The sequence below is a fragment of the Peribacillus sp. NPDC096448 genome, from assembly GCF_044762675.1.
Lineage (GTDB): Bacteria > Bacillota > Bacilli > Bacillales > DSM-1321 > Peribacillus > Peribacillus frigoritolerans_B.
In genome coordinates this window covers 44046-65723 of sequence record NZ_JBIWEU010000017.1, presented here as the reverse complement: position 1 = coordinate 65723, position 21678 = coordinate 44046, and the positions used below count along the sequence as shown (strand labels likewise).

Sequence of the window (21678 nt, the reverse complement as noted above, 5' to 3'; positions counted from 1 at the left end):
ATAACGACATAGTACATTTACGCCCTTCAAAAAAAGTGTGAATATGGAGGGTTTATTTTAGCATGGCTTTTTACTAAGATATTTTCATACAAAAAAGCGATACTTCTTAATTAAGAATCGCACACAGTTGAATTAATGATTGGGTTTGCTGTTAATAAACTCCTCGATTTCACCTTCTCTTAACCTATAAACAAGGTCGAAATAATTCTCTTCTGAAAGGATACCTTTAGTTCTCCACTTTTGCATTTCTTTATAGTGTTAACTTACAAAATAACCTTCTAAATCCCTTCTTGAAACACCCTGTTTTTTCGCCATTTCAGCTATAGAAAGACCCTTTTTCCGGTATTGGTCAAATTCCTTCTGATTAACTTTTAGCAAAGTATAGATTGGTTCATAATCATAGTGGATTTGATAAACTACTTTTCCTTCTTGATTATGTACTTCTTCTGCTAGAACACTTTGTGAAAAAGTTAGAAATACTGCACTTAAAAGTAGTACTTTTTTCAAGGTTACCTTCAACACCGACATAAAACCTCCCACTTTTATAAATAGTTCATGTTTATTGTGTAGGGTTCTATATATTTTATGTCTCTTATTTAAAAAAAGCTGAATAGCCTTCTAACCTGCCACGTTAGCTGCATAAAGAAAAAGCTGCATTAAAGCAGCTCCGATCTTCAGCTAACGCACCCGTTAGCCATCCATGAAGCGCAAAATTCAGCGCTTCACCACAGAGAATGAAAATTGGTCTCTATGTCGATAATGTTTTAATGGCTGGCGAAGAAGGTCGTTGAACTATGGTGCCTTTGAGCCCATCCGTTAGTCTGACTCCGGCGACCACGGTGTACCACCGACTGTCGCGCCCTTTATGGGTAGCACTCATGGGAGATTAATCCTTTTTTGGTCGTCGCGCTAGCCTCTACTTAATATGCTGTGAATGGAGGTTTTTGTTTAACGATTGACCAAACTCAATCAGATCACTCATAAGGCTCAGCCTTTTTTTAAAAGCGTTTTTACTGGGTCTATTTTGTTGTGGTTTTTTCTGGATTTTGAGCTTTTTTAATTTTCATGGGAGTTCATTAAGGCGTATTGTAGAGTTGACACAAACTGTGCAATAGGAGGAGAAAGTCTCTCCCTTAGATTATTTGCCTTTCGGAGCTTCTGAAACCCTTACCTTGCGACCCGGTGGCTTCAATGTTTTCCTGTACTCTCCCTTCTAGAGCCACAGATGAGTTTTAATTTCACTTAATCATTGCCTTAATTTATTTAAAATTCTATGTATATAACTCTTAACAATATCAAAACCTATGACCAGCAACACATTACATTCATAGGAGCTGACAACATGGCTAGAAATAACAACAATAATCAATTAGTAGTTAATGGTGCAGAGCAAGCTCTAGAACAAATGAAATACGAAATCGCTAGTGAATTCGGTGTTACACTTGGCGCTGATACAACATCTCGTGCAAACGGATCTGTTGGTGGAGAAATTACAAAACGTTTAGTGCAAATGGCTGAACAACAATTAGGTGGAAGAACTCGTTAATCGAAATCATATGTATTGTAAGGGATAGTGATTGGACTATCCCTATTTATAATTCACCAAATCTCAAAAAAGAAACAGAAACATCAGTTGCTGTTATTTTGCTAAGTGCAGTACGAATACACTGAGCTTGTTGAACTAACCTCCCCCGATAGTTCCATAAAGAAAAAGCTGCCTTAAAGACAGCTCCGTTTTTCAGCTAACGTTAGAACCATCAAATCCTCATCAAAATAGTGCCCATTATACTTTAAGGCATTTCGTTCTGTACCATATACTTCAAATCCCAAAGACTTATATAGTTTCTTTGCGGAGTCATTATCAGATACAACAGTTAAATTTATTTGTTCCAATCCATCAGAATTCTTCGCCCTACTTATAAGTTCATTCATTAATGATTTCCCTAAACCCTGACGTCGATTGCCTGGAGCTATGTACATTCCAAAAACATTCCCTTTATGTTTGGTTTTGAGATTGTTTTCACGTATAAAAGTAACAATTCCAACTAAAGATTTTCTATTATCAAAAGCACCTACAATGAACTTGTCCCTTATTGGTTTTATTCGCTCCTTTACCGTTTCTAATGAAAATCCCACCTCTCTCTCATATGTTGAACCAAATGCTTCTGGGTTAATTTTCAATGCATTCAATCGCACTTCCTGGTATAAATGGGCATCGGACTCTTTTAAAATACGAATATTCATTAGCTACTCCCTCCGTTATTTTGCATGAAACTTTGTATAGAAGAATTTTTCTATACGATTAAGTTTGTATAAAGGATTCTATTTATCGCTACTAATATCCTTCTTGATGTAACCTGCCCCGTTTGTTCCATAAGAAAAAGCTGTCTGTTAAAGACAGCTCCGATCCTAAGCTAAAACATCCGTTAGTTCCATAAAAAAATGTTCCGAACCACCATATAAATGCTATATCAAACTACAATTGTAATATTCGTTTGATCCTAAAGCACTTCGTCTACAGTTACTGAAAGCTTTGATTGGAGGTTTTTGTTTAACGATTTACCAAACTCAATCAGATCACTCATAAGGCTAAGCCTTTTTTTAAAAAGCGTTTTTACTGGGTCTATTTTGTTTTGGTTTTTTCTTTATTTTGAGCTTTTTTAATTTTCATGGAGTTTAAGTATTATTCTTCACAAACTATCGGCTGGTTTAATTCAACAATAAGAAATAAACGTATAATTAAATATTTTGCACTTTTAACTCTAAAACCTAACTACCTTCCTACTAAGATTACTTCATTATAAAGAAGATGAAATTCTACTAATTATTATAAAAAAAATTACACTATTTATTTTTTTAAAATTCTTAATTTTCAGTATTTACAAAGTTCGACTTTTTTTGTATTATTTAAGAACAAGAAATGATAAGGAGGTGAGGCCAATCGATTAGGTAAGGCGAAGGTTAAAGAAAATTATAGACTGTCGTGAAAAAGCATTTTACACTTACAATCTTATGAAAGGATTTCAGGTAAATGGAAGGCGAAATAATCTAAGCGACCTTGTGATTCCAAAGTTGATGGATGATCAAGGTCGCTTACTTCTTTATTTTAGTAAAAAAATTTTTCTTCGTCGATTTGACTCTCATTTTCTCTTATTATTTTTAACACCCTCTATGAAAAAGGAGATTGACAATGACATGGATGGATATTTTTATACTAGAAAACTTAATATGGATGGATATTTTAATGCTAGAAAACTTAATTAGAGCGAAAAAAGCCCAGTTATTAAATATAGTTGAACACCATGGACTCAATCATCTTAAAACGATTCAATGTAGCCAAGAGTTAGATCACTTGTTGAATCTACATGAAAGGACAAAATTCAGTTCCATGTAAGCAGAACACGTAACCATTCATTTATACATAACCCAATTACTGTTTTCTTTTGCATATTCAACTCTACCATCTATGTTCCAAAACCCGTCCTTTTTAGTTACAATTCACGTCATAAAACCCTGTTCATTATTCGTCCAATAACCTAATAAAATCTATTTTATTGTAGATTTGAAACAAAGTTTGATCAAATTAATCCAAGAAACCTTGATAAATGAATAAATAGAAAAGGCATGTTTTGAAAAAATATTAATCAAAACATGCCTTATAATATTTAATTGAATTAATCTTTCACAAAAAGATTGATAATTTCTGTTCCTTAATGTACTAACGCAACCGGTAGTTCATTGAGAAAAGTGAAACTTCTTTAAGAATCGCGCCCTTTAATGGAATAACTGATAAGCTTCTATTGGTCGGTATTGTGGGACAAGAAAACATATTATTTACTACATAACACCTAAAAGGGGGTAATCAACCGCAGCAACATATCTACCTTCGGAATCCGGTAGTCATCAATCCCGTTCGAATTGATGACCATGATACCAGAAAGGATTGTCAGATAATAGGCGATAAGTTCTCTGGGATCACCTGCTACCAATTCTCCGACTTGCTGACCCTCTTGAAATAAAGGAAGCAGTACATCAATAAAACTATCCATCGAATACTGTTCAAGCAACTGCTTCACCTTCTCAGGCACACCGTCTGACGTACGTGCTTGGTGGATAAGCATGAAGTATGGAGCGCCGCTTTCGTCGAGAATTTCCGTAGTCAACGCCCTGATTTTTTCAATCGATGTACCTGGCAGTTTATATACGCTTCGTATGGCCTCCTCTGTTTCAGCCATTGCCTCTTCAACAAGCGACACGAACAATTCGTCTTTCGATTTGAAGTAATGGTAAAGCAGCCCCTTGCTGATGCCTGCGGTTTCTGCTATCATACTCATCTTTGCACTTATGATACCTTTACGGGCAAAAACCTGGATGGCCGCCGAATTAATTTGCTCTCTTCGTTCATCGCGTATTTGATGCAATTGATCATCGTTAAATGGTGCCAATGTTGAGCGCTCCTTTACAAGACAATAGTTATTTTACAGTATATCAAATAGATCTTAAAATTCGCTAATGCTACTGCTCAAACGGCGTTTCCGAGAATCGCGGTAGCATTTCTTCCAAAATCGCCTCGACGGATCGTTCGTCTTCCACCTTAATCATAGAGAGTAGGCGCATGCCTTCATCCGAAGAGGATAGAACTTGGACCGCCGTCTGTGGGTTGAAGATGTGACGGGGTGATATAGATAACGTATTCACACCCCAGTAGAGCCCGTAAAGTCGCCAATCAGGCTTGCTTGTAGCTTGCTTGAGAAACAGCTCCATATATTCCCTGCTGAAGGCATTCCCCATGTTTGAATCCGTGCCTTTATATTCGACGCCTTCCCACCGAAGATCAGCCGTACAGTTCAGCCAGAAGGCCGGCTCAATTGCTTCTTTAATTCGACGAAGCACGCCTTGCTCCCAATCAAACCGTTCTTCCCCACGTCGTTCTAGCAAACAAGCCTCCAGTATTTCGGCTGCCATCGCAACCACGGTCATACCTTGGCCGAAGATCGGATCGTAGATACAGTAAGCATCTCCCAAAACCAGTAAGCCTGCAGGCCAACGGGACATCTGTTCGTAACGATGGCAGTACAATTCTGGAACACGGAACCCTCTGGGAGAGGTGATCGGATCAAAGTCGTGTACGATTTCCGATATGATCGGACTTGGAAGTTTCTCCAAGGCCAGCTCGAATTCGGCTGCATCCGTTGGAGGATATTTCCCTCCTGGACGGTAAAGCAACACTTCGGCAGTCTGGTCTTCGATAAAGGAGAATATGCCCGTGTAAGTACCGCTGTCAGGCTGACCCTGGAGGTTGATGACATCCCATTTATCAATCAAATGAGTCAAATGAGAAGGCACTTTATAACGTCGGGTACTGTACCCAAGGAAAACTTTTAGCAGATCTGGTTCTGGAACCTTGTAATTCAAATCCTTAAGCCATCCCGAAAGTTTCGAGGAACGCCCGCTTGTATCAATAACCAGATCTGCTGTCAGGGCATCCTCGTGCTTGGATTGATCGCGACTTCTAACTTGAACGCCAGTAACAGTTGTCCGATCAGGGGTCGTTAATAGCCCGATAACGTTGTGCTTGGATAGAAAGCGCACGTTTGGAATAGCCTTAACTCGTTGGCGAATGACCCACTCCAGAACAGCTCGACTGAATTTAAGATCGTTCCGGTCATACTTCATTTCTAAACTCCCGTGCTGGTTCATGAAAAAAACCTCTTTATTCAGAGATGAAGGGGTACCTTGCTCTAACAAGTCATGCTCAAATCCCGGAAAGAGGCGTTCAGTGATCGTTTTCCCACGAGTGGTAAAGCGATGCGGATGGAATGCCTGTGGAGTTCCAGAACGGACGTCTGGCCCTGATGGAATATCATCTTTCTCAACAATTAGTACCTCGTCGTAATGATCGGAGAGTATTCGTGCAGTCATTAATCCTCCCATACCTCCACCAATGACGATGGCCTTACCTTTATTAAAATAAGTTGTCATGATATCCCACTCCTTATTTTTGACTGACTCAGTCGGTCAATACGTGTTATTATATGGCTGCCCTTGATTCGTTGTCAACAGTTTTTTTACACTATACTAATAAGATCATCGCAAAGGACTTGATAACTAAAGTCTTAGAAACATTATCGGAATCTGTAGCCAGCATTACTTCTGATAAGGCCCTCCCTTTTTTGCTATCAATACTCTTTAAGCATTACTGCCCCTTAACCTAAATATTTCAAATGAAAAAACTGCCAAAGTGACAGCTTTTTTCTTATACTAAGAAGTTGATAGTTCAACAATCCTTTTATAACTTTGGAATTATGATTGATCAAATTAATGATAATAACCTTGATAAACGAACAAAAAGAAAGAGCGTGTTTTGAAAAAAAGATTGATCAAAACACGCTCAAAATATATTCAATTCAATTATTACAATCATTCTTTTATAAAAAAGTTTATTCAATTTCGGTAGGTGCTGTAAAACATTAGCCCCTGTTAGCGAAACATGTCCCCTGATGCTGAGAAATATTATCTTATGTTTATCGCCACTCAACAATTTCATCAAGATTTTGTCTTGTTTTTGGACGTTTGGGATCCTCTTGCCGATATCCGAAAGCAACCATACAAGCTACACCGTAATCGTTGATGTTTATGATACCCTCATTTTGTAAAATATCTGTTACCTGCTTTTTATCAAAACCTTCGATCGGACAGGAATCAATACCGATTTGAGCCGCGGCTGTCATCATGTTTCCTAATGCTATATAAGTTTGCTTACTTGCCCATTCAAAAATGAGACGGTCATTATCTTCGAGTTCTGTTTCGACGAAGTATTTGTAGAAACCGGAAAGACCTTGCACAACTTCTTCAGGCATATGATGAATGTCTTTCATCATTTTGATCACGTGAACGGAATCATGCCTTAAGCCTTCTTTTCTTCTGGCCATTATAACTACAAAATGGCTGGCAGTGGGCAGTTGTCCCTGGGCACCGCCAGATACATGTTTTAATTTTTCGCGAAGAGCTGCATCCTGGATCACGACAAACTTCCACGGTTCAAAGCCAAATGAACTTGGGGACAATCTTCCTATCTCCAAAATAAAGTGAAAATCTTCATCCGAAATCTTTGTGTTGATATCAAATGCCTTGCAAGCATGTCTGAACTGGTACGCTTTTAAAATTTCCTGTTTTTTACTCTCTTTTCCTATCATGTGGAATCATCCTTCCTTTTTAGTTATACCAAAAATTATATTTACCAAAAGTATTTTATTATCCTGCTATTCAGCTCAATAAGCTTAAATTTAGCTACTAGTTTGAAAGGGTTGACTTTTCATAACAAATCCCTCATCTATTTTTACTCGTTTGGAAAAAAACAGTCTCCATGAAATGGAGGTAGTAATAATTTTCTGAATATAAAAGCGCCCTTATCCAAATAAGATAAGATACCCCTTAAATATGTACTAGCATTTTTCTTTCATACTAACCATCATTGTTCATCCTAGACGTCATCATTTCATCGCACACTTGCATTTTAGACATCATTTGATCCATTTCCATGTTCATGTTACACATCTGATCCATCGTCATTTTTATCCTTTCCATTTTACATTCCTCCAGAAAGGTAAATTTGTTTTGAATAAAAAGGAAATAAAAAAGCGCATAAAAAGTTCCTCAAATGTACTTGATAATTGATTTGTTGCAGAAACATCGGAATACCGGATCATGTAAGTCAAATTACCATTATACTTTAGGACTTTTTAGCGCTTCTTGTCGTCAAGTCATCTTTCCTTTTTACCCAAGGTTGATTATATAACTGGAAATATATGATTATCCCAATTGATTATATTTAACAAATTTACTTTTGTTTAATATAATTGTCTATTCCGTTTCATTGGAATCCCCTAGATTCAATAGAATTCTGGGGGGGATTAATTACTGATAAGAATGGTGTTTCTGGTACAAAAAGAATCAAACCCTAACCAACATGAATATTACTAATTTAATCTTAACTTTTTACATAATCGAAACAAATGATATTACCCATGTACTTGTTCATGTATTACCTATGTTTAATCTACAACTAGATTGATTTGAATCATTGAAAATTTAATGTTGTGTGACAAAAAAATTCGTTTAATTTAAAGGGGAAAACATGCATAACACTGTTTACTTTAACAGAGGGTGTTAAAATAAAGTTATTTTAAAAAATAAGATCTTAAAACTAATACTTTTATTTATCTCTAAATACTTCACTCTTTCTCCCACTTTGAATAATTCGTTTGATTGATTTAATCGCATCAAAGTGCATGCCTTCATGGTATAAACAAAAGCTAAGGAATTCTTCTACTGTTGATAATGTGAGACCTGTGGATGTTGTATAAGGTTGTTCTACATCTTCTTTCATTCTAAATCTCAATACTTGCTCAATCCTACGGACTTGATTTTCGAGCAATAATATTAATTCATGAATTGGTGGCACCTCTTCTGCCCAATCGCTTGGTTTAGTGCCGGGACTGAATAATTCTGTAAATTGATCTGGTATCTTCATTTCTTCTCCAATGAAATGAAAGGCGAATATTTCTTGCACGACATATATATGCCCGAGATTCCATTTAATATTGTTATTGAATCCTTCTGGAATGGAAAGTGATATCTCATCATTTATTTCTGCCACAAGACCAATCGTATTATCCCGAACAAATCTTAATTGTTTAAAAATATAGTTTTCCACTTTATTCCCTCCTGAACATTCTTAATCATATCAAAATGTAAAAGTACTAACGCAAAATGGTTAAAAATCTACCGTTTAACCCGGTTATCCTGTACTTACATTTATCTTTAATGAACTTCTCACTTTCCCTTTCATTTTAGCTAAATAACGTACCTGAAATAATTGTGCTTCTTTTCACTTTACTGTTGTAGTGCGCCCCATATTCCCCCTCCTTTACCTATTTTTTACTTTAAATCAACATAACTAACCCGTCAAGATATATTTTAAAGGTTAGTTATGTTGTATACAAAAAAAACGACTCTTGAAATAAGTCTGTTCTTCATCAATCATCGGATTTACTTTGTTGGGACCTGCTGCTTTTTTTTGTTTCCACATATTTTCATTGAACACCACCTGCGTCTTCCATTTTCATCAATAAATAAAAGTACACAATCCGGATTGGAGCATCTATTAATTTATAAGTGAAAGGAAATAAAGCATTAAAAACAATGGCCGTAGAGTGTGTATTAGCAACATCAAGGGACAAAATAATCGAATTGCTTCACATCGAAAAAGGTTTACCAAACGGCAAGGAAAAATGAAGGGACGAATCGCTTCTGCCCATTTATTATTAACGATTACTTACAACATCTTAAAAACAGGAGAACCTTATCATGAACTAGTCTCAAATTACCTTGAAGAAAAACAAAATAACAATGAATTAAAAATAAGCGAATACCTAAAAAAGAAAAGCTATACAATCGCTCCATACAAACTGCATAACCAGTTAAAATAACGACATAGTACATTTACGTCCATCAAAAAAAATGAGAATACGGAGGGTTTATTTTAGCATGGCTTTTTTACAATTGTGTTTTCATGCAAAAAAGAGCTGCCGAAGCCTTATTGAAGTAAAGCACCCTATAATTAAATAAACATTTGAAATAAAAATCTCTTTGCTTCAATACCAATAAAGTAAAATAAACCAACTAAAATACTAAGACCTAAAGATACCCTTTTCCAAACCCTTTTCGCTGAATCCAGCGAAAATCAAAGATAAAATAATTCCTGTTATCATTAATAAACGAAACGTTGAGACTTCAGGATTAATGATAAATGTTACAGCCATACCAAAGAATCCAATCACCAACATTATTAAAGTAAATGAAATAACTCCAAAATATTTTTTCATTACCTTCCACCCCTTAACTTATTTTACCATTCTGTAGAGGGGATATATTTTTATTTTCTTTAATAAATTATCCCGCCCAGTTAGTTCATTAGTAAAATCATAATCAAGTATTGATTTCGGTTTTATCATTTTTATAAACGATTATGAATGATATACCGGAACTTTTGGTTCCTATAGCTTGATTAAATTAATGAATATAGTATCTGAATATTGATGTTTACATAAACAATTAGGATACCAAAAACGGTAGTTATAGACATATAGATTTTGAGCAATTATTTAAACATCAAAAAGGTTATTAAATCGTTCAAAATAAAAAGTCTCAAAAACAATCGTTTTTGAGATTTGTGACACAAGAAAATTTATGAAAAGCTACCATTTATTTAGAGAGCCTAATCTTCCATAATCGCCCGATTGTTGAGTAACAAACATAATCATTTATCCTTATGTATACTCATAATGGTTTCCAGTTTGGGGCTTTGACCTATTCTTTATTTATCCTCGTTCTAGAAGAAGAATTGAAGAGAAGAGGTCTACCTCTTATCGTTCAAAAAGATAGGCGTAATTAATTAGTATGGAAGAAACTAAAAAAGAAAAAGGAAAAAGAAGTGATAATAAAGTTGCTTTAACTTTATTATCACTTCTTTTTAACTGTTATTATCTATAGAAAATACCCAAAACCACGTTTATGTAATCCCCTGCCCATGGATTAATAATTTATCTGTTACCAGGCAATTTCAAAAAAACATATCCCAAATCATTACCATAACAATAGTACTTTTGTTACTTTACTTTACTTTACTTTACGGTCAGTAAAACGAACAAATCCTATAATATTTGAATAGAGAACACTAAAGAAGTAAAATTACTGCTTAAAGAAAAATCATTACAACTATATATGTATACACCTTTTTCTTTCCTTAATTTCATTCCAGATTGGGAATCATGATATCCTATCATTCGTTCTTCTTCCCATACATTAAAAACATTTAAAACACCCTTGGAACAATTTAAGATTAGCTCAGATGAATGTTCGTTCTTCCATATAACAGCTGATTTTTGTTCTAATTGATCCTGAATTGAAATTCCATTAGTTGTTATAAGTGCTATTCCCTGGTTTCTCGATGAATTTGAACTGATAAATTTCAATCTAATCGTTTGTTCTTGATTGATTTTATGAACATCAGTTCGGATAACTCCATTATATCCCCTATGATTACCAGTGTTATATAGTCTTTCCTCAGTTAGTAGCATTCTTCTTCACCTCTCCCACAATATTAACTTGCAAGTTTTTATTTTTATCATTTAAGTTAAGTACTAAACTTAATGAATAGCATAGAATCAAACAGGGAACACAGATTAATGCCATACCTAAAAAAGAAAAAGATGGAGAAATGGAGTATAGATACCCACTAACTATAGTTAATATCCCACTGCCTAAGCTTAAAGCAAGTGCAGCATAGATTCCATGAGCAAAAGGAAAGTATTTATTTTCTACATGTTCATCTAAATATTTAACAAATGCAAACTGAGTAAGTCCAAAAGTAATAGAATGTAAAAGCTGTGAAAATATAAAGACTGAAATACTGTTAAAACAAGCTATTAATAACCACCTTATAATGGAAGCACTAATACTATACATCAGTAATTTAGGAACTGATTGTTTCTTAAATAAGGTATCAGATACATAGAAAAAGACTATTTCAGAAATTACAGCAATAATTAGTATAATCCCTGTAAAACTAGTTTTTATACCAATAGTTTTTAAAAATAAAACAGCGTAACTATAATATGCGGCATGAGCAGCTTGGATGATACTGCACATAGCTAAAACTAGCAAAAATGACTTAGATTTAAAAAGATGAAAAGATGGTACTTTGTTTAATGCGATTTTTGTTTTTAAAGGTACAGGAGCGTTAAATGATGCAATTAAAACAAACATGATACACCCAATAATCATTAAGTAAATAATAACGGTTTCATCTTTTAATGAAATTATTACCCCAGTTAATGACAAAGAAATAATATATCCAATGGATCCGTAAGATCTACTTTTTCCATACTGTATTCCACTTTCTCTAATAAGTGTGGACGCCATAGCTTCGTGCATTGCTAAAGGCATTGGATAAATTAGGCTTAATAATATAGTGATTAAAACAACTGACATTACATTATCTAAAGGTATCAAAACTATTATTAATACGACAGATGCTAAAGGAACTATCCGATTTAATTGAGCTAAAGTTATATATCTACATGCAAGTGGGAATATAAAAAATGTTGTTATTGCCCTTGTTATTAGACCCATAGCAATAATAAGACCAGCTTCATCAGCCGTAAAACCTTTACTTAAAATTAACCAAGAAGACCAATAAGGTACAAAAATTCCAAAGGTAAAGAAAAATCCAAAAAACTGTAAAGACATCCATCTTTGGTTAGTCATTATATTTCTCCATGTTTAAAATAAATTTGATCTTTCTTATTACTTTGTTCCAAAATAAATTCATTCATTATTTTGAAACACAATTTAAAATCGTTCTCGTTGTAATTAGATGTTAATTTATCCATAAAACCATGTTTACTACTTACCTTTATTACCTGGGTGCTATTTTTCTCTTCTAACTCTTTGATAATTTCATTAGGATCAAATGATTTTTCTTTTTCAGGAAAGAATAATAAGGTTTTACATTTTGGTGTAACACTTAAGTAATCCCTTATTCTCGAACCATAAAATCCAATAGCACCATTAAATAAGTTAAATTCATTACTACATAGCCACGCTATAGTGGCTCCTACACTAAAACCTAATATGTATAATTCCGAAAATTCAGATCTCAATTTTCTTGCTAGAACTTTTACTTTTTCTGCTGCTACTTCAAAACCAATTTCTTTAACAAAATGTAAGTACGCCTTGTTTTCCTCTTTGTACGTATAATACTCAACCTTCTCCAGCAAGTTCGGGCTTATAACAGTATAATTCAGCTGCTTTAAATTCGCACAAATATCTTTAATATGAGCGTTGAGCCCATATATCTCATGAATAACTAAAATAGCTATCCTATCCCTACGATCTTCCACTATGTACACCTCCAAATAAAATATAATTGGCATTACGTTAAATATATAAAAATTTAAAAATAATGCTACTAGGAAGGGGCTTGAACTAAACACGCAAAATAAGAATAGACTTTTAAATTCTATTCTTATTTTGCGAAAAATCTCTAATACCGATTCTCTAAAAATCTTATTTCTTAGTATCTTACTGGCATCTTTGCAATTCCTGTAAAAGTAGGATTAGAAGACCAAGTTGGTTTTTCTAAATCATATAACGCTTCAATATTAGGGAAACGTGTTAGAACTTCTTTAAGAATTTCAACAATCTCTGCACGAGCAAAAGCTGCTGCTATACAAGTATGGTATCCCCCACCGAAAGCAACATGGCGGAAACCTGTTCTATTTATATCCATTACATTAGGATTTTCAAATACTCTCTCATCCCTACCAGCCGATGCTAAAAAGAAGTATACAGAATCGTTCTTCTTAATTTGCTGACCGTGTATTTCAATATCCTCTGCTGCATGTCTAATAATATATTGAATTGGCCCCTCTAATCTCATTGTTTCATCTAACGCTTTTGATAGGAGTGACTTATCCTGCTTTAGGGTATCAAGTACACTTTTGTTTTCAAACAATAAATGTAAAGTATTACTTAGTACAAATTGAGGGATTTTATGGCCACCAAATATTAAATGCATCGTTTGAGCAATTAGTTGTTCATCAGTTAATTCCCCATCTACACCAGGAGTATCAGAGATTAGGCGACTTAATAAGTCATTTTTCTTGTCTTTTCTTCTTTCTGCAATTGCTTCAGAAAGATAGGCATAAATTTCTTTTACACTTCCTCTGACTTGTTCACTAATTTCCTTGCTAGGAACATGAGATACTACAAAATCTTGCATGAATAATGCGAGGTCATCAGACCACTTAATAAACCTTTCAACTTCTTCTCCTGGAATCCCCAGCATCTTACATAGAACCATTGCCGGGATAGGATGGGCAATTTCTTCAACAAAATCAAAAGAACTAGTATTACTCTCTACTACTTTATCGATAGTATCTGAAACAATCTTTTTAATTTCAGGTGTAATAAGCTCTATTTCACTCACTAAAAATGCTCTATTCATGTACCCTCTAAGCTGTGTATGAATAGGGCGATTATTATACACCATCCACGTCTTAATTATATCTATAATATCGCTAAAATGTTTATCTTCTCCTTCAGCAAGGTTACTCATTTTATTTGGAATAACAGGGGTTGAAATGAATTTTTCTCCTGGTAAATTCTTAGAAACATCCTCATATCTTGTAATAAACCATGATTTCATCTCTTCATTCCAGTACACAGGTGCTTCGTTTCTTAAATGCTCGTAATATGTATAACGATTCTCAAAATACTCCTTGCTATATACACTTAACTGTTCTAATGATTGTTTCTCGATAACACTCATTTTTACTTCCTCCTACTAAATTGAAATTATTTTTTCCTCTAAATTATTTGTAAGATTTATAATTTGTTTCTCTGATAAATGACATATTAAATCACAAACATATCTTGCTTTCTCAATATCACTAGAGGTATTGACTACTTTATGAACTGCTTGCTTTTCGAAAGGAAACATAGATACCTCAGAATTTAAATAAAACAGGTATTCAAAAGTTCTATTCATTAGATTATCTATCTTCCTATCAATTTCTAAATTAATTTCTCGCTCTAAGAAGCACTTACGCGTAATTTGATTTAGTAAAAAAAGTTTCAATTGATCCTGTATAGGAATTTTCAATTTACTATACATTGGTTTTTGAACATTTATTTCAATAGATATGTTACTTATAAAACCATTAATTAAAGACTTCTCGTGCATTGACTTTATTTTAATATTACTTTTTAATAATCCTTTAAGAACATTTTCATTAATATCTTTTATAGTATTAATTACTAAGTGACGTAATTCTGTTGTACTTAAATTTGTAAAAGCATGCCTTGCTTCATCAAAAACTACACTATTTGTAAAATGAGCATTGATTAATTGTGAAAATTTTATTTTTCCAAAAAATTCAATAAGATCTTTAATATCCGAAATTACATATGATAGTGTGTCTGCTATGTCTACAATCCCTTGTTCCAAAACACTCTCCTGATATAATGAGAATATTGGTTCTAGAGTAGTAGCCATATATCCGTAATATCCTTTAATCAACCCCGTATACTCTTCTCTAACCTCAGGAATTATTCGTTTATGTTTTAATAACGAAGTCAATGTTCTAAAGGTTCCATTAAACTGACTGTTGACTAACATTTTAATTGTCTGGGCATTTGATTCAAAGCCTCCCTTTCTAGCCATAATGGTGTCTAAAGAACGTTCACCTGTATGACCAAACGGAGGATGTCCAATATCATGGGCCAGACTAATTGCTTTAACCAAATCCTTATTAATTAGCGAAATATTATTCTTTTTCATACTGATATTAAGGTAATCCACAATTAAGCTTGAAACATTACAAACATCAATACTGTGGGATAACCGATTATTACAATTTTTAGAACTAGGGATTAACTGAGTTTTTTCTGACAACACTTGAAGTTGTTGTGATTTTAATACTGTATTAAAGTCATGTAGAAAAGGATTATTACATTCTTTTGGCTCACCAGATAATCTTAAATGATCATGATTGTGATACATGGCTTTACACATAACAATAAATCCCTTCAATCGAGAATTAATTTTAAAGTACTCAATAAAAAACCAAGAGAAAGTAAGGATTATTTTCTCTAAAGAGAGATAAGTCCTACTTTCACTTGGTTTTTTAAAAGGTGAATATTAAAAAGATACATATGTTAGCTTAGTATAATAATAAGTAAATATGCTTAAATTAAATATTACTTAAAATACACTTAACACTCTTCCTCTTTTTAAAATCAATTTCCTAATACCAATAAAGTAAAAATTACCTCGTAGTCTAATTCTTTAACGGGAATTAGGTAGAGACTCTCGGACCATATTTCCAAGGATATACGAGTTTTAAACTAAATATCATACAACACAAAGTGGGGTAATATTGATTTTTTAGCAATAATAACCTGCAGGGAATTATTCTAATTATAATACATTGATTAAAAATACATTTCAACTAAATCCAAAAAAATAGTATATTAGGCATTTATGGTATTTTAAGTAAATTGATTCTGATTCAAAAGTCTATGTTGGATAGCTGCTTTATATATTTAGCCCTCAACTAAACATTTCTTTTCGATTTAATTGAAGAAGGACAAGCCGTCAACCATATAGCTTCTTGTTTCGATGTTAGATGAGCACACGTTTTTAACGGTCGGGTATAATCAAGTGGAAGTGTTTGAACTTGAAGGTGTGAAAATGAATAATATCATTTGTTCCCATTAACGATTCCCAGAAATTATTCGTGACTTAGCATTACAAGGTGTTTACAATCGTCGTAGATGGCCACTTGCAAGGGAAACACATTGGAATACGCTACCGTGCGCGAGCAATTGAAAACCAAATGTATGGGTTACATTAAATGTAGCGGGGACAAAGTTAGGAGTGGAATTCGCAGGTTGCTCACAAATTGTAGATCCAGGAGGAGACATTTTTCGAAAATTAGCTCAAGAAAGTTGGTGAATTAAAGGCCACTTTAGATTTAGAGAAAGTACCCCAAATAAGAAAGGATGTTCCCCTATTCGCTTCCAGAGTACCAGAAAAGTATAGAAAGGTATTAAGTGGGAGCAACTCCAGAAATACCAGTCTTTAGGAGTAGCTATTTAGGTTTTATTCAAACAAAGCATAAGTTTCACGAAAATACAAGATAAGGAAATATTTAGTTATATAACTAAACTCTCTCAATATAGAAAGCGAAATTTCTCGATATCTCGTGTTTTTCTTAGAGTTTCATAGTTAACATATTACAATTTCCCTCCAAATGGAATTAAATATCTAAAAAGGAATGTACGGACCTGTGAAGGAAAAGAGCTGTTCGTCACAGCTTTTAAAACAACTATTACACCTGTTAGTTCAACCTTAACTTGTTGGTTATACTCCTGATTCTTATGTAGGAGTTCCTTCTACTCTTTCCAATTAGGAATGTTATCATCTTCCCAATTTAACTGTTTTAATTGGTCCGCAACTTTCACGTAATGTTTTCATATCCTTTAAGTGATTATTACCTTTATTTCCATACTATTCCATACAATCTTTTCAACGGTTAGTGTCTAATATGTGCCCCAACCTTCTTTTTCGAATGAAGAATGCACTGAACCTTTAAGTCCTCCACATCCTCATTTAATATATTATGCTAATTAAAAAAAATAGCTTAATGTCCGATTTAAGCCTGCAGTATTGTATTCTGAACGGACCACATCTTCATTAAAACAGATAGTAGGGATTTTGGGTCAACTCCTGGATATAATGTAAAATACGCTTGAAACGCTCACTAATCATATTAAGGTCTTTAAACGTGCCCAAATCCCATAAAAAAATTGTATATAGCTATTTTATTATCGATGATAATTTTCGCTTAACCCATTTACTAATACTAATTCCTTCTTGTTCAGCTACAAAGCAGTGTATCCCAACCATTGGGATGCACTGCTTTGGTGTTTGTTCGAAAGATAACTGGCTTTATTTCTCTTAGGTTATACAGTATTTGATCGATAGCAGGCGTTGTTTTAACTTTACCCGTTTTAAAGGTTTTTCCAAGTTCACCGTAATCATTGTAGTAATTTAGTAAGTAGTTCCAAATTCAAAAGAACTCCTACTGGTGAGCGAGCCTGGCGGAGAAAAAAAGGATATTTAGTTTAAAAAGAATCACAAGTAGATGAATCTATATTGTGATTCTTTTCAATCTAAAAAACTCGGATTCAAATCTTTAATTCTTCTCTCCGAACTCTTTTCCTGATGATTTTTGATCCTTTATTTTAAAAGAAATGAGGAAGCTAATTAACGAAAGTACAGCGATGACAATAAATGAGATTTGCGCGCCATACATATCAGGATGTACGATCTCGGGACGCTGCTGAGCATTTTCGGTTGCTGATGTCATCACAGTAACAAGTATTGCAGTACCTACAGATGCGGCAATCATTTTCATCGTATTATCCATTGCTGCACCATGGGCTATTAACCGTTTAGGCAGCTGGTTTAAGGCGGCCGTTGAAACAGGCATCATAACCATGGCTAATCCGAACATCCGAATACTGTACATTACCATAATAAATGTAAAACTTGTCGAAGGACCAACATCCATAAAAGTAAAGGAGGAGGCGGTTATGAGGAGTAATCCGCCAATAACCAGCCACCTGGCCCCAATCCGGTCAAAAATACGTCCGATGAACGGGGACATTAACCCGGTAATAAGTGCTCCAGGGAGTATCGCCAATCCAGCTTCAAACGCAGTAAATCCTCGCATGTTTTGCATAAATAGCGGGATGAGCGTTTCGGCACCTATCAGACCCATAAAGGTAATGGCTCCAATAATGATGGCAATCGGGAATAATGAATACGTGAACACACGGAACTCCAGCATTGGATGCTTCAATCGCAATTGCCTTTTGATAAACCAAACAAGTGAAATTGTTCCAATGCCTAGGGATATGATGGTACTCTCGTCTTTCCAGCCATAATTACCTGCAGCTGTAAAACCATACAATAATCCACCGAAACCTACGGAAGATAAAACAATCGAAAGTACATCCACTTTTGGCCGTGTAACTTCTGTTACATTTTTTAAAGCGAAGAACGCAACTATGATATCAATAATAGCAATTGGAAGAATGATAAAGAATAACACCCTCCACGAGTAGGTCTCCGTAACCCAGCCCGACAAAGCTGGCCCAATAGCCGGCGCGAAGGAAATGACCAGACCGACCAGTCCCATAGCTGCACCCCGTTTATGAACAGGGAAAATCATTAGGAAGACTGTTTGCATTAACGGGAGCATGATTCCGGCTCCGCTCGACTGAATCATCCTTCCTAGCAGCAGCATTCCAAAATTAGGAGCTAGCCCCGCTACCAATGTACCTATGGCAAAAATCCCCATCGCGGAAAGGAAAAGCTGTCTGGTGGTAAAGCGCTCCAGTAAAAACGCGCTAACAGGGATCATGATCCCATTAACAAGCATAAAAACGGTAGTTAGCCACTGTGCACTATTTGCCGTAATATTCATTTCCTCCATTACAGGAGGAATGGCGGTAATCATTAATGTTTGATTCAAGATCGCAATAAATGTACCCGCAAGCAAAAGAGCAACAATCGTTGTCTGTTTACTATTTGTTGAACTCAATTATGGTCCCCCTTTACGATTTGGAAAAAAACATACTTTTGTAGATTACACGAATTCACATCAGATATCCAGTTATTTGCTGTTAAAAATAAAAGCAATAAAGTCAGCATTAAATCATTACTTTCCCTACTAATAAAAGGGGATTTCCTTTGAAGAGCAAGCTGAAATTGATTTCCGTTTTGGCCTAGTCACAGGGTTGCTGTTGAGCCAAACACGAAAGCACCTTCAAAAGCCACTCCACTATAAGGGCAGAACAAATAGGCGCAGTAGACATCAAAACATTTTATCAAGCGATCGACTTTTCATTGCATAAAAACTTAACTGGCTGATAACCACTATTCGCCATTGAAATTACGTTGTCGAAATTTAGGTAACGTATGTTTTTCGGTTTTGATACGGTAATCCCTTTATGAACTAAAAGCTAATGATACTTACTTTTTTAATTTGGTTGGTCAAAAGGGCCATTATCTACAGGTTTTTCCGCCATATTCATAGTTTTCTATAAATAACAATAGAAGAAAGTCGTCAGTTTCAGAGGGGTTTTTGCTCCCTTTTGGACTCTATTTAATGGCACTCTCTTAAAAGATCCATAAATGGTTAAAAACTTTTTATATGGAAAAAGTTCAAAAGAGGGAGAACTAGTCATCTGGATGACTTGGTCGCCCTCTTTTGTTGAATAATCACTATACTTCTTTATTCGAAACCCTGTATGAGTTTGCTGCATATCCCCATCTTTATATTTTTCCAATGTTATTAAAGCGACCTTCGGTAAAGACAAAACCAATACTAGTCAATATAAATGAGCTATTAAACCCCTTGTGGATGCAATTACCCTAGAATTTCCGATTAATTTAACACTTCTATTTAATTCTTTAAAAGTTCCTATATTTTCTTTATCCCTCCTGCAAATAAAAAGCACCCTATTTAATGGATGCTAAGATTTCCTTTCTTTCGTAATCTTATTTCGAATTTTTCACTGAAAAATTCATTTGCATTAAATATAGTACTAATGTCTGAAATATCACCTACGTTCACGATTAAAGCTTCATCAACTTCTTGATCTGTGAGAACTATGCGATATTCATATTGATTTTCAAAATATTTATCTTTCCAAAAATAAATATCAGTCCCTTGATTTTTATAAGAGCTCATCCTAGCTGAGGAATTGATGTTATAATCGTCATATTTTACCAATCCGCCTCTGTAAGCATAACCTTTTTCATTGAGTGCTCTAGTAATTCTGTCAATAAATTGCGATGGCGTAACAAAAATTAAGCTATCACCGAACTCCCTGATCATTTTATTGATTTGTTCTTTAGGTAAATCAAATTTGGTATAGTAATACTTTTCATCCTCCTTAACCACTTTTAACATATCGCCAACAATTGCAAACATACAATATAATGGTCTTTTTTCATTTATATTTTTTCTGAAATTCATCTTTTTAGTTCGCCCCGACATTATTAATTCATGGGTATCTTGAGTAAAGAAATTCATTGTTAATTCCGTAATAACATGTGCTGCTTCAAATTTATCTCCTACCCCTTTTTCTCCCGAAGCACGCTCCATATCAATATACTTTTTGAAATTGTTCATATATAAATCCCCAGACAAGAAGCTTTCCACATAAGATGTGAACTTTATAAATCCAAAAACTTGACCCTTAAATCCAACGTCTGATATTTTCATACTCTTCATTCCCTCCTATTTGACTACTAAATTCGACAAAAGGGACTATTCACCGTTATTTATTCCAAGAATATTAAGGAACGTTTACTGTTAGTGAACATGTAAAAATGTATGCCTAGTTTACAAAGAATATACTTCATTAAAAAACGCTTATCCAAAGGATAGACAGTCTTTCTTCTATTAAGCTTCCAACAGCATATTCGATATGATTTCCTGTTGACAAATTACGAAGGTCTAAAAGCTCAATTCCTCTATTTTTATGAGGTTCACCTTTGTAATGCAGCACACACAACTGGTTCGCATCGATTTCGTATGTTTTTACCTTCCGTAAACTGGAGTTCTTTTCCTGATGAGAAATAATCGGATTTAATAAGGTATATAGAACCCCTTCAGATATTGAATTACGTGAGAATGGTAATGCCATGTAGATAGATTCTAAAATGATCATATCCAGCCTTAAAGAATTTTTAGAGCTTCAGCCAATATTTCGGCTGTTTCTTTATCAGGTAATGTACCTGTTATGTCCTGTACATATTTATAGAAAGCTTTATAAGATATTAAAAAGGAAATGCAAGCAATGAAGCAAGAAATAAATAACGAGGAAAATAACCGTTTCCGCTTATTAACAAATATTTAAAGCGGGATCGTGAATATACAGAATATCACTAGGACAGCGGTACTGTATAATAGAAATATAAGTTTACATATTTTAATGCTAATTACATGGCGCTCAGCTTTTTACAAACAAAAA

At 34.4% G+C, this 21678-nt stretch carries 17 protein-coding genes, 1 pseudogene and 1 riboswitch; of the genes and pseudogenes, 2 read left to right on the top strand and 16 right to left on the bottom strand.

Annotated elements, in window-relative coordinates; genetic code table 11:
* Positions 1-258: 258 nt before the first annotated feature.
* Positions 259-522: a hypothetical protein gene (locus tag ACIQ0C_RS22540; protein ID WP_403064219.1), complete on the bottom strand. Its 264-nt coding sequence runs from the start codon at positions 520-522 to the stop codon at positions 259-261.
* Positions 523-1342: 820 nt separating this feature from the next.
* Here ACIQ0C_RS22540 and ACIQ0C_RS22535 point away from each other — a divergent pair.
* On the top strand, positions 1343-1546 hold the full coding sequence (locus ACIQ0C_RS22535; protein WP_034315006.1) for an alpha/beta-type small acid-soluble spore protein: 204 nt from the start codon (positions 1343-1345) through the stop codon (positions 1544-1546).
* Positions 1547-1719: 173 nt separating this feature from the next.
* Here ACIQ0C_RS22535 and ACIQ0C_RS22530 read toward each other — a convergent pair whose 3' ends face one another.
* Positions 1720-2244, bottom strand: coding sequence for a GNAT family N-acetyltransferase (locus tag ACIQ0C_RS22530; RefSeq protein WP_403064216.1), 525 nt, complete (start codon positions 2242-2244; stop codon positions 1720-1722).
* A gap of 946 nt (positions 2245-3190) precedes the next feature.
* Between ACIQ0C_RS22530 and ACIQ0C_RS22525 the strand changes: the two genes are divergently transcribed.
* The gene (locus ACIQ0C_RS22525; protein ID WP_275729751.1) at positions 3191-3394 is read left to right on the top strand and encodes an aspartyl-phosphate phosphatase Spo0E family protein; all 204 of its coding nucleotides are present in this window, start codon (positions 3191-3193) and stop codon (positions 3392-3394) included.
* Between the two features lie 454 nt (positions 3395-3848).
* On the opposite strand, the gene ACIQ0C_RS22520 is transcribed toward ACIQ0C_RS22525, so the two are convergent.
* The 14 genes and pseudogenes from ACIQ0C_RS22520 to ACIQ0C_RS22455 form a co-directional block, all read right to left on the bottom strand.
* Complete coding sequence (locus tag ACIQ0C_RS22520) at positions 3849-4445, bottom strand: TetR/AcrR family transcriptional regulator (protein WP_403064213.1); 597 nt, start codon at positions 4443-4445, stop codon at positions 3849-3851.
* A 70-nt stretch (positions 4446-4515) separates the two neighbouring features.
* Positions 4516-5982: an FAD-dependent oxidoreductase gene (locus tag ACIQ0C_RS22515; RefSeq protein ID WP_403064210.1), complete on the bottom strand. Its 1467-nt coding sequence runs from the start codon at positions 5980-5982 to the stop codon at positions 4516-4518.
* A 542-nt stretch (positions 5983-6524) separates the two neighbouring features.
* Positions 6525-7196 carry an NAD(P)H-dependent oxidoreductase gene (locus ACIQ0C_RS22510; RefSeq protein WP_403064207.1) on the bottom strand — a complete coding sequence of 224 codons (672 nt, stop codon included), beginning with the start codon at positions 7194-7196 and terminating at the stop codon, positions 6525-6527.
* A 1019-nt stretch (positions 7197-8215) separates the two neighbouring features.
* The gene (locus ACIQ0C_RS22505) at positions 8216-8716 is read right to left on the bottom strand and encodes a DinB family protein (RefSeq protein ID WP_403064204.1); all 501 of its coding nucleotides are present in this window, start codon (positions 8714-8716) and stop codon (positions 8216-8218) included.
* A gap of 335 nt (positions 8717-9051) precedes the next feature.
* Positions 9052-9171: pseudogene (locus ACIQ0C_RS22500) on the bottom strand (CGNR zinc finger domain-containing protein); the annotation flags it as partial.
* Between the two features lie 521 nt (positions 9172-9692).
* Positions 9693-9887 (bottom strand): hypothetical protein, encoded by a 195-nt coding sequence (locus tag ACIQ0C_RS22495; RefSeq protein ID WP_403064201.1) that lies wholly within the window; start codon positions 9885-9887, stop codon positions 9693-9695.
* Positions 9888-10715: 828 nt separating this feature from the next.
* On the bottom strand, positions 10716-11141 hold the full coding sequence (locus tag ACIQ0C_RS22490; RefSeq protein WP_403064198.1) for a hypothetical protein: 426 nt from the start codon (positions 11139-11141) through the stop codon (positions 10716-10718).
* Positions 11128-12330 (bottom strand): MFS transporter, encoded by a 1203-nt coding sequence (locus ACIQ0C_RS22485; RefSeq protein ID WP_403064195.1) that lies wholly within the window; start codon positions 12328-12330, stop codon positions 11128-11130. Before ACIQ0C_RS22485 ends, ACIQ0C_RS22490 begins: the two co-directional genes overlap by 14 nt.
* Complete coding sequence (locus ACIQ0C_RS22480) at positions 12330-12965, bottom strand: dienelactone hydrolase family protein (protein ID WP_403064192.1); 636 nt, start codon at positions 12963-12965, stop codon at positions 12330-12332. Before ACIQ0C_RS22480 ends, ACIQ0C_RS22485 begins: the two co-directional genes overlap by 1 nt.
* Before the next feature lie 173 nt (positions 12966-13138).
* A complete protein-coding gene (locus ACIQ0C_RS22475) occupies positions 13139-14395 on the bottom strand; it encodes a cytochrome P450 (protein WP_403064189.1) in 1257 nt (418 codons plus the stop codon).
* Between the two features lie 15 nt (positions 14396-14410).
* On the bottom strand, positions 14411-15640 hold the full coding sequence (locus tag ACIQ0C_RS22470; RefSeq protein ID WP_403064186.1) for an HD domain-containing protein: 1230 nt from the start codon (positions 15638-15640) through the stop codon (positions 14411-14413).
* A gap of 241 nt (positions 15641-15881) precedes the next feature.
* A riboswitch (purine riboswitch) is annotated at positions 15882-15984 on the bottom strand.
* Between the two features lie 1841 nt (positions 15985-17825).
* Positions 17826-19238, bottom strand: coding sequence for a DHA2 family efflux MFS transporter permease subunit (locus tag ACIQ0C_RS22465; protein WP_403064183.1), 1413 nt, complete (start codon positions 19236-19238; stop codon positions 17826-17828).
* 924 nt (positions 19239-20162) lie between these two features.
* Positions 20163-20927: a hypothetical protein gene (locus tag ACIQ0C_RS22460; protein WP_403064180.1), complete on the bottom strand. Its 765-nt coding sequence runs from the start codon at positions 20925-20927 to the stop codon at positions 20163-20165.
* 139 nt (positions 20928-21066) lie between these two features.
* Positions 21067-21375 carry a hypothetical protein gene (locus tag ACIQ0C_RS22455; protein ID WP_403064177.1) on the bottom strand — a complete coding sequence of 103 codons (309 nt, stop codon included), beginning with the start codon at positions 21373-21375 and terminating at the stop codon, positions 21067-21069.
* Between the last annotated feature and the right edge of the window lie 303 nt (positions 21376-21678).

Bases quoted from the DNA above. Each gene is read 5' to 3' on its own strand.
- ACIQ0C_RS22535 (WP_034315006.1), top strand. From the start codon at position 1,343: ATGGCTAGAAATAACAACAATAATCAATTAGTAGTTAATGGTGCAGAG.
- ACIQ0C_RS22530 (WP_403064216.1), bottom strand. From the start codon at position 2,244: ATGAATATTCGTATTTTAAAAGAGTCCGATGCCCATTTATACCAGGAA.
- ACIQ0C_RS22525 (WP_275729751.1), top strand. From the start codon at position 3,191: ATGACATGGATGGATATTTTTATACTAGAAAACTTAATATGGATGGAT.
- ACIQ0C_RS22515 (WP_403064210.1), bottom strand. From the start codon at position 5,982: ATGACAACTTATTTTAATAAAGGTAAGGCCATCGTCATTGGTGGAGGT.
- ACIQ0C_RS22510 (WP_403064207.1), bottom strand. From the start codon at position 7,196: ATGATAGGAAAAGAGAGTAAAAAACAGGAAATTTTAAAAGCGTACCAG.
- ACIQ0C_RS22495 (WP_403064201.1), bottom strand. From the start codon at position 9,887: ATGAAAAAATATTTTGGAGTTATTTCATTTACTTTAATAATGTTGGTG.
- ACIQ0C_RS22490 (WP_403064198.1), bottom strand. From the start codon at position 11,141: ATGCTACTAACTGAGGAAAGACTATATAACACTGGTAATCATAGGGGA.
- ACIQ0C_RS22485 (WP_403064195.1), bottom strand. From the start codon at position 12,330: ATGACTAACCAAAGATGGATGTCTTTACAGTTTTTTGGATTTTTCTTT.
- ACIQ0C_RS22475 (WP_403064189.1), bottom strand. From the start codon at position 14,395: ATGAGTGTTATCGAGAAACAATCATTAGAACAGTTAAGTGTATATAGC.
- ACIQ0C_RS22470 (WP_403064186.1), bottom strand. From the start codon at position 15,640: ATGTGTAAAGCCATGTATCACAATCATGATCATTTAAGATTATCTGGT.
- ACIQ0C_RS22460 (WP_403064180.1), bottom strand. From the start codon at position 20,927: ATGAAAATATCAGACGTTGGATTTAAGGGTCAAGTTTTTGGATTTATA.
- ACIQ0C_RS22455 (WP_403064177.1), bottom strand. From the start codon at position 21,375: ATGATCATTTTAGAATCTATCTACATGGCATTACCATTCTCACGTAAT.